The organism is Vibrio sp. 10N.237.312.B06 (genome assembly GCF_041464685.1).
GTDB lineage: Bacteria > Pseudomonadota > Gammaproteobacteria > Enterobacterales > Vibrionaceae > Vibrio > Vibrio tasmaniensis_A.
This window is the reverse complement of record NZ_JBFSPI010000122.1, coordinates 1-10,427: the sequence shown is the minus strand read 5'-3', so window position 1 is coordinate 10,427 and position 10,427 is coordinate 1. Positions and strand designations below refer to the sequence as shown.

Below are 10,427 nucleotides of genomic sequence, written 5' to 3'. Positions count from 1 at the left end.
ACAACGGTATGCTAAGAACAAAAATGCCGTTCACTCTTAAGTGAACGGCATTACCTATGTAGGGGCTCTTTTTTTAGATGGCCTTTTTCTTATTAAAGTGAGACTTTTTTTGGAACGAACAGTGTTGAAAGAAATGGCGTATTTGTCCGGTTTAATAGCCAGTACCTAAACTGATCCTGAAATGTCATATCACCAATAAGCGAAAGTATGTTGAAAATAGAACAAGTTACCCCTCATATCGGTGCGCGAATCCATGGAGTCGATCTCGCCACATGCAGTGTGACTGAGCTCGATGAGGTTTATCAGGCGCTGATTACCCATCAAGTAATCTTCCTAGGTGATCAAGTACTCTCATCAGAACAACACTTGATGATTGCAGAGCGATTTGGACAGCTCGAGCTTGCGCATCCCTTCTTTCCTCGCGTCGAAAGCGCACCTCAGGTGAGTGTCATCGAAACAACCCGTGGTAATGCACCCATGGAAAGCTATTGGCATACGGATCTAACCTGGCGCAAAGTGCCATCGAAAGCTTCTTTGTTGCATGCTCAACATATTCCAAGCACCGGTGGGGATACGATTTGGTGTTCGATGACGGCGGTTTTCGAGTCATTAGATGAAGACATGAAAGCAAAACTGAGAGGGTTGTCTGCGACTCATTCGCTGGTGGCTTTCGAGGGAGTTGAGCCAGATCAGATAGAGCTTGATTGGCACAAATCACTACTTAAAACCGCGCAGCAAAATCCACCTGTAATTCATCCTGTTGTTCAGAGCCATCCGGAAACCGGTAAAGAAACACTTTATATCAATGAGCAGTTTACCCGTTATATCAACGAACTTGACCGACAAGAGAGTGATATTTTACTTAACCAACTGTTTGAAATTGCACGACGCCCTGAGTTTCAAGTCCGTTTCAAATGGGACAGGGGATCAATGGCTATTTGGGACAATAGGGTCACGCAACATTACGCGGTGATTGATTACGGCGATACTCCAAGAAAGATGCATCGCGTTACAGTGACATAATGCAAACGAAGAGGCGCAGCACTTGCTAAGGCGCGTTATTGGTGTAGGCGTGAGCGTATAAATCTGAATCACTTAGGGATGTTGTCTGAGTTAAAGTATGAAACCGAGACTTTATTCATCTAAGTCATAATAAAATCAAAAGCGTTGATACATATTTGATTGAAAGCTCACTGCTCTGAGGTTATGTGTAATATACTCAGCGGAAAACATAAGAACCAACATCAAATTTTAGACTTTGTAAACGTTAGGGCTTAGTAAATAAAGTATTTGTATGAACGCGATTCGTAAAGTTTATCAGTACGCAGAACCTAACCTAACCCTTGTGGGTTGGATGGGCTTTGTCGGTTTCCCTGCTTACTACATTGTATGGGAATTCTTGTTTCCGCAACCCTATGAAAATTTAGCCGTGCGTCTGTTTTGCTCGGTATTGTTCCTTGGGATTGTTGTTCGTAATCGTATTCCATTTGATTGGCGAAAGTACCTTCCGGCTTATTATCAAGTCGCTATTACCCTCTGCTTACCGTGTTTTTTCTTTTACATGCTGCTGATGAATAACTGGTCCAACGTATGGGTTATGTCTTTCATGTCGGCTATTTTCCTCCATATTCTATTAGTTCACGTCACCCGAGTGATGTTTGCACAAACCTTCGCCGGGATAGGGATTGCTACCTTGTGTGCGTGGGTGGCACAAGGCTTCTACTTAGAGCTCACCATGGATTGGACGCATGTGCCAATTTTCTTATTTATCTATTTGTTCGGTAACTTATTTTACTTACGTAATCAGGTGGAACATGAGAATAAGGTGTCATTGGCGAAATCTTTTGGAGCTGGTATCGCGCATGAGATGCGAAACCCACTAAGTGGTTTACTGACATCTATTGATGTTATGCAGTCCATATTGCCGAATCCGAAAAGTGGTGGCCACCAAGGGCAATACGCTTTGAGTAATGAAGAAGTTATACAGTTACGTGAAGTGGGTGATGAAGCGATGGAGATTATTCACTCAGGTAACGAGACGATTGATCTGCTATTGACTTCAATTGATGAAAACCGAGTATCTCGTTCTACGTTCAAGAAACATTCAGCTCAAGCGGTGGTGGAAGGGGCGATAGATAGCTTTAACTATAAGCGCTCAGCTGATAAATCAGCGATCTCTTTAGATGTACAAAGCAACTTTGACTTCTTGGGTAGTGATACCTTGTTGAAGTACGTGATGTATAACTTGTTCAAGAACGCATTCCATCATCGCAGCCCTGAAGATTTTCATATTCATGTCACCATGTACAGTGATGACGTGACCAATCAAATTATGGTTACCGATAACGGAGCTGGTATTTCAAACGATGTCATTCGACGTATCTTCCAGGATTTTTACACCACCGGCCAATCAGGTAACTACGGCTTAGGTTTGCCATTTTGTCAGAAGGTAATGCGGTCGTTTGGTGGAGAGATTAAGTGTAAGTCTGAGGTGGAACAGTGGACGCAGTTCACGATGACTTTTCCATCTTTGACTTCTCACTCTGTGAACGAAATTAAGAGTGAGCTCACTAAGCTAAAGACAGTGTTGATGGTGAGTGACCAGAAAGTACTCTCTGATAAAATTACTGAGACATCACGTTTTATGGGGTTTGACCTCACCGTATTAGACGTTGTATCAGCACTTAAAAATAAGGAATATCAATTTGAGTTCGACTTGATTTTCGTTGATATGGAGAGCTTAGATTTAAGAGCCAATTACCTCGATAGAATTGAATCTTTGCTATCGTTCACTGAAGCGAGAATCATCTATTTGTATGAGCATCATCCCATTAAGCGTGTTCGTAACGTTGCTTTTGAACCGATTTGGGTGGAAACACAAGTTTGGCTACTGAATACCAAAGCCACCATCGAGCGCTTACTTTTCGATTCTAATTACGTGTTGCCATCGGTTGCTGTGAAACTACTAGAGGCGACTAATAAACGTACGATAATGGTGGTGGATGACAACGAATCTTTGCGCCGTTTTACCGCAATGTTATTGGAAAAACAGGGCTTTGACGTTGTACAGAAAGAAGATGGCCAACAAGCGTTAGATGCTTTGGATACCGAGGATGTTGATTTGATTCTGATGGATATCGAGATGCCAATTATGGATGGTATTGAAGCTTCTCGTCGAATCCGCAGTGCAGCCAAAGAATACTCTACAGTGCCGATTATTGCTCACACAGGCGACAGTTCCCCAGTGACATTGGAAAAAATGGAATCGTCAGGCATGTCAGATTTTATTGTGAAGCCAGCGGATAAAACCCGACTGTTCGATAAAATTGCACACTGGATTTGATTGGTTGTACCGTCCGGTTATCCAGCTGAACTAGATGAATAGATGAATAGATGAATAGATGAATAGATGAATAGATGAATAGATAAATAGATGAACATAAGAAAGAGCTCAGCAATTCGTTGGGCTCTTTTTGTATCGCGACATGATAGCGTCTATTCAGTCCTGCCGTTTGTGTTAGTTATAGAATTGGTGTGTACAGAGTTATACGAACTCTAACTCTGGGTGATGGTACGCTTCGTGACAAACTGTGAGCACATGGCCAATGTCTCGTGGTGTCATATCGGCATTGACTGAAAATCGGATGATGTTCTTGTTCTTGCCCGTAGCGGGGCGGCAGAACACCGCACCGAACACATTCCGTTCTTCAAGGAAGTCGCGCACTCGCTCTGTATTTCTCTCATTGCCGCACTCCAACGCAACAATTTGAGACTCGCTGCGGATATTAAAGCCAATTCGTTTTAGACCCGTAGTCAGCGATTTAGCACGCAGGAACAGAGCTTGTCGTTTATCATCTGCACTTTTGATTACCTCTAATGTTTTCTCTAAACGGACCACCTCTTGTGGTAACACGGTCGAGCTGAAAATCGCGGGATAAGCAACAAACGGTAAGGTTTCTGAAAGCAGTTTTGGCCCAAGGATCGCGCCTGCACGATAAGCAAAGGTTTTAGCCAAACTTACGGTGATGAAGTCGACTTGGTTTGTAAGGCCCAATGCGTGAACTATGCCGGCACCATTTTCCCCATGCGTGCCCAATGAATGCGATTCATCAACGACGACGGCACAATCAAACTCCTGCGCCATTTCGTAGATGTCGCGTAGTGGGGCGATGGTCCCAATGGTACTGTAAACCGAATCGACCACAATAACGCCTGAGCCGTGGCGCTCTAACTGTTTACGCAGGTGATTCATATTGTTATGCATAAACGGGTGGGCGATGCCGCCAGCGGCACGAATGCCTTCCCATAGCGACATATGGGCAAAAAAGTCGATATACACCGATGTGTCCGGCGGGCAGATGGTTTGTAATAGTCCAATATTGGCCGCCCAACCTGACTGAGAAAGCAAACAGCTCTCCATTCCGACATAGTTCGCGAGCTCGGTTTCAAACGCAGGTTTAGACTCTTCATCTTGTAAGAAAATTGCAGACATCACTACGTTGTCATCGTGTTCGATAATCGCAGCTTGATGGGCGTCTTGGATCGGTTTGTTGTGTGAAAGTGCTAAGTAATCATTGCTCTGCATCACGACGGCGTTGCGCTGAGGTCGTTTACCCAATACCAAGTGCTTTTGGCTTTTGTTCTGGGTAATGAGGTCTTGAATATAGAAGTTCAAGCGTTCTTCGATAAAGGAAGGTAGTGGTTTGTTTTTTGTTGTATCACTCATAATTATTCTCTTCAAATACGGGAAAACGCCAGCGCCGGCGGTTGTATATTGAAGTTAAAAAATGATGTGTCATTAGCCAGTTTGCATAATTTTGTATGTGCTAGCAAACTCAGTATTTAAAGGTATCGAAGCGAGCCATTTTCCTTACGGTGCGGGGCTTTAACCTAGTTCAGATAGGAATGATAGCCTTCTTTTTTATCATAAAAGGCTATTAAAATTCGATGTTCGAATGGCTATGAAAAAGTCGATTCTGAAAAGCTTTGATGTCCTAGCTGCGTATTATGAACTGGCACGTATTAAGAACTGGAACGTACTAGCTATGAACGTGAATCAGTTCGATTAAGTCGTTCAATTCCTGCCTGGCTTTTCCCTCTAACGAGTAACCAATATTGATGCGTAAGCAATTGCTGTAAAGGTCATGAGTGCTAAACAGGTGCCCAAGCCTGATATCAATGTTGTGGTCGGCAACTGCCTGAGCAAAGCTTGATTGGTTCAAATTTGGTATTTGTAGCCAAAGTACCATGCCACCTTGCGGGTTACTTATCTTTACTCCTTGAGGAAGGTGCTGAGCCAAATAACTTAGGTATTGCTGGCGCAAAGAGAGAAGCTGAGTACACCTTCTTCTAACGTGTTTTGCGTATTGACCAGATTCGATAAAGTCAGCAACTGCAAGCTGAGTGGGTAGGGCGACGCCATAGCTTGCAGCAGAAAACTGAGCCTTGTATTCGTTAATGAACCTCCCTGGTAAGCACCATCCTAATCGGTAACTCGGTGACAAGCTTTTCGATATTGAACCACACCATAGTACATAGCCGCCTTTGTCGTAGTATTTCGCGGGGAGTGGAGTGTGTGAGGAATAAGAAAGTTCCAGATACACATCATCTTCAATGATCGGTACTTGATAGTGATTCGCTAATTCAGCAAGCTTTTGTTTTTGACTAGCCGACATGTTGATCCCTTGAGGGTTCATATGAGAGGTACAAAAAATCGCGGCATCGACTTGTCTATTCTTCAAATGCGCTTCCAATTGTTGCAAGTCGATACCGTCATCCAGAGATGGGATCTCGATGATTTGTCGCGACATCTTTCCGAGCAACTCCAGAATGCCGTTGAAACAAGGTGAACTAATCGCGATGGTGTCGCCTTCTTTGGTGCACGATTCAAGTGCAGCCTTAATCGCAGACATACAGCCTGCAGTAATCACCATCTCTTCAGGTGAAAAGTGTACATCGAGCTTGGCAAAGTGAGTGGATAATGCCTGACGTAACATTGGCTCACCTTGTGTATCTGGGTAATGGTTTAGCCTGCAGCTCATACGCCGAATAGCGCGGCGAAAACTGCGTTCCAGTTCAACAATCGACTGTTCATCATTGGCGGTGCTAGACACCCCTAAAGGTCCATTGATTGAGTTGTGAGTCGATGAGGTTAGCTTGACGCTCGACACTTTACTTTCAAACTGTGCCCACTCTGGGGTTGAACGAGCAAGTTTATGAGGAGAAACAAAATACCCTGCTTGCGGTCGAGAGTGTATCCAGCCTTGTGATTCCAGTTCTTGGTAGCAGCTCACCACGGTCGACATGCTGATGGCTTGTTGTTTAGCTAATTGACGCAGCGAAGGCATGCGTCCACCTTCGGGTCTTTTCCCCGTTTCAATCTCATCAATAAACTGATTGGCTAGCTTTCTGTAGATGCTCATGGTCACGACCGTTGTTAACTGTACTGGTTTTTATTGTAAAAATTGTATCTGTACTGGTTTTATTGATCAAGGGATACTCATTCAAAACAAAGGAGGGGTCAGTATGAAAAGAAATGATTTGTTGTTAGCGGTGTTCGTGATGGCAATTTGGGGATTCAATTTCTCGATGATCAAAATGGGTGTAACCAATGTTCATCCGTTGTTGGCAACCGCCGCGCGTTTCTCGCTAGCGGTGATTCCGGTGATATTTTTTGTAGCAAGACCGAATGTCGCGTGGCGTTATTTAGTGAGTTATGGCTTTGTGTTTGGTGTGGGCATCTGGGGCATGGCTTCATGGTCAATCACCGCTGGGCTCTCATCGGGGCTTTCGTCGGTGTTGCTTTCAACCAATGTGCTAATTGGTATGGCGGTTGGCGTGTGGGTTTTCAAAGAAAGTGCGTCGGTTCGCAAGTTAATGGGTGCGATGTTAGCGATGTGCGCGTTGGCGGTGCTGGTTTCCGCAGCAACGGGCAATGTCACTGTTAATGGCGTGATTCTTATTATGATCGCAGCGTGTAGTTGGACGTTAATGGGCGTGATTGTTAAAGCGTCTAAAACCACTCAGGCTTTTGCGTTTAACGTGTGGGGCATGCTATTTGCGCCAGTTCCATTAGTGTTGTTTGCGGTGATGCTGCACGGTGACCAAATTATTTGGCAGGCGATAGAACAATGGGATTGGAACGCAACGATTGCTGTGTTGTTTCAGGCTTACCCAACCACGCTATTCGGTTACTGGGTGTGGAATAAACTGTTAATTCAATATCCGTTAAGCACGACAGCGCCGTTAACCTTGCTAGTACCTATATTCGCATTGATCAGTGGTTACTTTATGTATGACGAGGTGCTTTCAGTCGCTCAAGTTGTGGCATCTGTACTGTTTCTAGTCGGTATAGGTTTGATAGTGAAGCCTGCTAAGACAACCGTAAGACCTCTTAGGGAAATAAAGACGATTGATTGAGCGTTTTCTAAAAACACAGCAGAATAGCATTGTCGAAAGGATTGACTAATTCGAATTAAATTCTGAAATGATACAAATATCATATTTAATAATGGTTACTTAGTAACCTCTGTTGAGTTTGATATCAAATCAAGTGGCTGATTTTATTGGGTATAGGATAGAGGTCTCAAAAATTATCTTTTAGAACACTAAAGTTTTAAATTCTTATTATGTTGGATTTTGCGGGATATAGTATCGCATCGCACCTGTTGGCTAGGTGTTTTTTAGCTATATATGTGACTTTGCAAGGGAGTTATCTTCCTGATTTGAAAGAATAATTAAATTGATGAGATAAAAAAGTTGGCGAAAATCAGAAGCTTGGCATACACTTTCCTTGTAAATGACCTTATCTCATTGATTGAATAGGGTAAATGCTTTGGCGCTACTGAAGATGGTAGCAATGTATAACATAGCTTTGAGGAAAGTTTTATGGCACTCACTAAAGCCGATTTGGCTGAGAACCTGTTTGAAACACTCGGATACAGCAAGCGGGATGCCAAGGAAACGGTTGAAGTGTTTTTCGAAGAAGTTCGTAAGGCACTTGAAAATGGCGAACAGGTAAAACTGTCTGGTTTTGGTAACTTTGATCTTCGTGAGAAAAACGAGCGACCTGGTCGTAACCCGAAAACTGGTGAAGACATTCCAATTTCTGCTCGACGTGTTGTTACTTTTAGACCGGGACAAAAACTGAAGGCCCGAGTCGAAAATATTAAAATCGAGAAGTAGCCAAGCAATAGACCACGCCTAGCGTGGTCTTTTTGTATCTACGTCTTATGCATCATTTGCTGACTGTCTTGTCACTAGTTTCTCTTAGTGGTATCACCTGACTCTCTTTTCTTAGCTACCCTTCTCGTTAATCACCCTTCTCGTTAACTACTAATAGTGACATCCCTATATTTTGCTTTCTGATAGTAATGAACTAATGAACTAATGAACTAATGAAAGCAACGCGAGAGCACTAATAAAAAGAAAGGGCTGCGATTATGCAGCCCTTTGTCGTTCTTGTTTATGGTAAGCGTTTATGCCAGTGGTTAAGCCGCTTTGATGTGCGTGGTAATGTATGGTTGCCATGCTTGTTGATAAAGCTCTAAAGATTGGCGTCTTAGGCTATTAATTTGTGCCGCTTCAATGTCATTGATAGGGCGTTGTTCTGCAATTGCGTGACGCTCAATACCTTGGATGATTTCGTAAAGCTCGTGCTCAGGGCCACTTTTCACATCAGCAATCGCTTTTAAGTGAAGTTGAACCTCTGCAATGATGTTGGTTTTTGGCAAACGAACCAACAAGTTAAGGTCACGGTAGCCAGAGTCAGCTGGTGATTTAAACTTGTTTTTCAGCTTAACAACGTCTGCTTCACGGCTTAGCGCTTCGTAAACTTCAACCAAGCTCTCGACATCATTCGCGATGATAGTTGCACGGGCTAAGTCGGTAATTTTTGTCACATCACCATCAAGCTCAAGGGCGATTTTTTCTTCTGCACGAGCTTGAGATTTAACGCCAGCAAATAGCGCTTCAGAATTGGTGAGTAGGGCAGTACTTTTACAGATAGTTTCTAGTTCAGCTTGGCCTTGATGCGCTTTGCTGTACAGAATATCGAAGTCGGTGTAAGGCTGAGTCGGGCGTGAGTCGAAGGCTTTGATGCCGTAAAGGCCGCTCAAACTATGACGGAATACGTTTGATGAAACTTGGTTTTGCGCAGGAGTGCGCGTTTGATCAGTCGAACTTGTTGAAACAGGTGCTGCTGCGAATGCAGGCGCTCGGCTCAATACCAATAGCATTAGGGCCGTCGTACGGAGAAATACACTCATTCAAACTCCAAAATACAAGGTTACAAAAACGGGTAGTTAAAAGGGGTAACCAGTAACGCACAAGAGTAAAAACAGCTTAACTAAACTCACTACATATTAAATGGGGCTAGCTAAGACAGAAACCAACTCTAACGTTTAATATTGCTTTAAAATGTGAAGATATAGACAAATAATCCAACCGTTAGTTCCGCAATTATTAGAACTTTGAACTTAGCCAGTTTCTGATTTCATCGAAACCAATTTGGTACTTTAAACCAAGCTAAGGTTGCTCTTACCTCTCTATACTGTACCCTTGCATTATGACTGTTTAACATGAACGAAAGATGAATAATCCTGAATTTTGGCACAATAAATGGGCAGCCAACCAAATTGGTTTCCACCTCGAAGATGTAAACCCACTTCTGATTAAATTTTGGGAAAAGACTGAGCCTAGCTACGAGAAGAGTGTGTTTGTTCCACTTTGTGGCAAAAGTGAAGACCTGATTTGGCTAGCTTCAAAGCATGAAGATGTTCAAGGTGTCGAGTTAAGTCAGATTGCGGTTCGCGCATTTTTTGCAGAGCACCTTTACACCCCGACTGTGACTCAAATCAGTGGTCAGCACGAGCTGTATCAATTCGATGAACTGAACATCTACACGGACGATTACTTCTCAGCGCCAATCCAGCCTGTCGATACCATTTACGATCGCGCGTCTTTAGTCGCATTGCCTGAAGAGATGCGCGTGCAATATGTAGAGCGTTTGAAGCAACTGTTAAAGCCAGGCGGCAAAATCTTATTGGTGACATTGGATTACGATCAAAGTGAGATGGCAGGGCCTCCGTTTAGCGTACCTAAGCTAGAGATCGATCAGTTATTTGCAGGTTATAAGATCACTTTGTTGAATCAAGATATCGCAGATGATGAACACCCTAAGATTGCGAAGAAAGGTTTGTCTCGATTCAGTGAAGAAGTGTATTTGATTGAGTCTGACGCTTAAGCGCAGTGAGCTCTCTAGCGAAAAGACCGCTTCAATAAAAAAGATAACACCAACAAAAAGACGGGCTCGATAGCCCGTCTTTTTTGTTGTTCAGATTTGAAGTCGTGATTGTTCAGAATTGAATAGCTGGCTAGGGCGTGTTGATCTTTGCTGTACATTTCGCGTTCAACAATACATCGGTAGC

General features: G+C 43.4%; 8 protein-coding genes. 5 read left to right on the top strand and 3 right to left on the bottom strand.

The window, feature by feature from the left end:
• Window positions 1-207 precede the first annotated feature (207 nt).
• Window positions 208-1,023, top strand: a complete 816-nt coding sequence (locus AB6C75_RS21705) for a TauD/TfdA dioxygenase family protein (protein WP_372109221.1) — start codon at window positions 208-210, stop codon at window positions 1,021-1,023.
• A 271-nt stretch (window positions 1,024-1,294) separates the two neighbouring features.
• A complete protein-coding gene (locus tag AB6C75_RS21700) occupies window positions 1,295-3,343 on the top strand; it encodes a response regulator (protein WP_372109219.1) in 2,049 nt (682 codons plus the stop codon).
• Window positions 3,344-3,544: 201 nt separating this feature from the next.
• On the opposite strand, the gene cqsA is transcribed toward AB6C75_RS21700, so the two are convergent.
• Entirely contained in the window at window positions 3,545-4,726 is a 1,182-nt protein-coding gene (gene cqsA, locus AB6C75_RS21695; protein ID WP_372109217.1) for an alpha-hydroxyketone-type quorum-sensing autoinducer synthase, read from the bottom strand.
• A 313-nt stretch (window positions 4,727-5,039) separates the two neighbouring features.
• Window positions 5,040-6,422: a PLP-dependent aminotransferase family protein gene (locus AB6C75_RS21690; RefSeq protein ID WP_372109215.1), complete on the bottom strand. Its 1,383-nt coding sequence runs from the start codon at window positions 6,420-6,422 to the stop codon at window positions 5,040-5,042.
• A 103-nt stretch (window positions 6,423-6,525) separates the two neighbouring features.
• Here AB6C75_RS21690 and AB6C75_RS21685 point away from each other — a divergent pair, with 103 nt between their 5' ends.
• Both AB6C75_RS21685 and ihfA read left to right on the top strand, forming a co-directional pair.
• Window positions 6,526-7,419, top strand: coding sequence for an EamA family transporter (locus AB6C75_RS21685; protein WP_009846953.1), 894 nt, complete (start codon window positions 6,526-6,528; stop codon window positions 7,417-7,419).
• A gap of 468 nt (window positions 7,420-7,887) precedes the next feature.
• Window positions 7,888-8,184 (top strand): integration host factor subunit alpha, encoded by a 297-nt coding sequence (gene ihfA, locus AB6C75_RS21680; RefSeq protein WP_004734853.1) that lies wholly within the window; start codon window positions 7,888-7,890, stop codon window positions 8,182-8,184.
• A 305-nt stretch (window positions 8,185-8,489) separates the two neighbouring features.
• Here ihfA and AB6C75_RS21675 read toward each other — a convergent pair whose 3' ends face one another.
• The gene (locus AB6C75_RS21675; RefSeq protein WP_017077978.1) at window positions 8,490-9,266 is read right to left on the bottom strand and encodes a RelA/SpoT domain-containing protein; all 777 of its coding nucleotides are present in this window, start codon (window positions 9,264-9,266) and stop codon (window positions 8,490-8,492) included.
• A gap of 323 nt (window positions 9,267-9,589) precedes the next feature.
• Here AB6C75_RS21675 and AB6C75_RS21670 point away from each other — a divergent pair, with 323 nt between their 5' ends.
• A complete protein-coding gene (locus AB6C75_RS21670) occupies window positions 9,590-10,243 on the top strand; it encodes a thiopurine S-methyltransferase (RefSeq protein ID WP_372109212.1) in 654 nt (217 codons plus the stop codon).
• Window positions 10,244-10,427: the final 184 nt, after the last annotated feature.

Bases quoted from the DNA above. Each gene is read 5' to 3' on its own strand.
- AB6C75_RS21705 (WP_372109221.1), top strand. From the start codon at position 208: ATGTTGAAAATAGAACAAGTTACCCCTCATATCGGTGCGCGAATCCAT.
- AB6C75_RS21700 (WP_372109219.1), top strand. From the start codon at position 1,295: ATGAACGCGATTCGTAAAGTTTATCAGTACGCAGAACCTAACCTAACC.
- cqsA (WP_372109217.1), bottom strand. From the start codon at position 4,726: ATGAGTGATACAACAAAAAACAAACCACTACCTTCCTTTATCGAAGAA.
- AB6C75_RS21690 (WP_372109215.1), bottom strand. From the start codon at position 6,422: ATGAGCATCTACAGAAAGCTAGCCAATCAGTTTATTGATGAGATTGAA.
- AB6C75_RS21685 (WP_009846953.1), top strand. From the start codon at position 6,526: ATGAAAAGAAATGATTTGTTGTTAGCGGTGTTCGTGATGGCAATTTGG.
- ihfA (WP_004734853.1), top strand. From the start codon at position 7,888: ATGGCACTCACTAAAGCCGATTTGGCTGAGAACCTGTTTGAAACACTC.
- AB6C75_RS21675 (WP_017077978.1), bottom strand. From the start codon at position 9,266: ATGAGTGTATTTCTCCGTACGACGGCCCTAATGCTATTGGTATTGAGC.
- AB6C75_RS21670 (WP_372109212.1), top strand. From the start codon at position 9,590: ATGAATAATCCTGAATTTTGGCACAATAAATGGGCAGCCAACCAAATT.